Here is a 1340-nt window from a genome sequence, read left to right as displayed (position 1 = left end):
CCCCGGGGCGGCGGGCGATCGGATTCGCCGTGAGGGAACAGGAGTGGAAGTCCTTTATCCTTCTGCACTTCGGCCTGGTCGCGGAAAATGGCTTCACCGTCAAGGAAGCCTATGCGGCCATCAAGAAAGAAGGCTGGGTCGCGCCTCCTTTCGCATTCGTGAGCGACGAGGTCGCTGACGGACTGCGTCGCGTGGCCGGCGACATCGTGACTCCTTGGGAGGCATTGGCCGAATTCGTTGAGAAGATGAAGATGGCCGGCATGCTTATGGTGTCGGGTCCAGGTCGCAGGCTCCACGGCGGGCGGTTGCTTCGCACGACGATAAGCTCCGCGATCGAGACAAGGGAATGTCCGGCTCGGCGGACCGAGGAATTGAATCGGCTTGTCGACCGAATCCTGGTGCGCGTCAGGAAGGCCCACAAGGCAAATTTCGATTTCCTCGCGTGGCTCGACTCGGACATTGGCGAGGGAACAGTCCCGGCCGCCACTGTCGCCTCCGAAAGTGAGGAGAGCTTCGATCTGTTGGTGGAGAGACTCTCCACCCTGAGCAAGGGCATGTCGTCGTACCCGCCTCACGTGCCAGACGGCATGACGTTGGGACTGCCGGTGCTCGACGAGGTTGCCGACAGGGAGAAGTCTCGGCGCGAATCCGAAGATCGCAGGGAACAGGAAGCGGCCGAAACGGCAAAACGAGAGGCTGACGACAGGGAGTCGAGGTTGCTCAGGCCAGCGACGGCCGCGATGGGCGCGGAAGCGGCCGGAGGATGGATGGATCTCTCCCGAGACGATCTTCACGGAGTGTCGCCTAGGATGATGGCGCGCCGATCCGAGGCTGACTTCTGGAAAGCCGTCGATGCGCTCGACCGCTGGCGGGAAGCCGAACGGATTGAAATCGAGCGCGAAGACCTTAAGGCGGGCTCGTTGGCCAAGCTTCGCAAGGCCGCCCGCGCCGACTTCAAGAGGAACGACTACGCCGATCTCTGGATGCGGCAACCTCACAAAGGCTTGCGCGGCACAAAGCCGGAAGAGTATTGCGTGGACGATGCTACGCTGGCTGCCTGCGTCGCCCTGTTGCCGGGTTCTCTTAGGCGCCGATGACCACGACAGTGCCAACGCGCACCCGAACAAGGGGACGGGAGATCGGTCGCGACAAGACTATTCGAACAGCGAGGGTTGAGGCCGATGGACGTCGCCAAGGCTTGTCGAAGGAGTGTTGGGCCCTCACATAGACGTTTTCGCGCCAGCATCGCGCGTTCGCCGGGCGGCTCTCTCCGCTTCAAGCCTTCTCAACAGAGCTTCCTTGCGCCCGTTGTTAGCGGCGATGTCCGCCTCGGTTTGGGT

Annotated in this window: 1 protein-coding gene; it reads left to right on the top strand. The window is 62.3% G+C overall.

Annotated features, from left to right (window positions below; genetic code table 11):
• A partial coding sequence (locus tag EOA38_RS36855; RefSeq protein ID WP_210213021.1) for a hypothetical protein occupies positions 1-1097 on the top strand: 1097 nt, incomplete at its 5' end.
• Positions 1098-1340 lie beyond the last annotated feature (243 nt).

It is taken from the genome of Mesorhizobium sp. M1E.F.Ca.ET.041.01.1.1, from assembly GCF_003997355.1.
GTDB lineage: Bacteria > Pseudomonadota > Alphaproteobacteria > Rhizobiales > Rhizobiaceae > Mesorhizobium.
The sequence above is the reverse complement of the archived record's forward strand: the minus strand, read 5'-3'. Positions and strand labels throughout refer to the sequence as shown.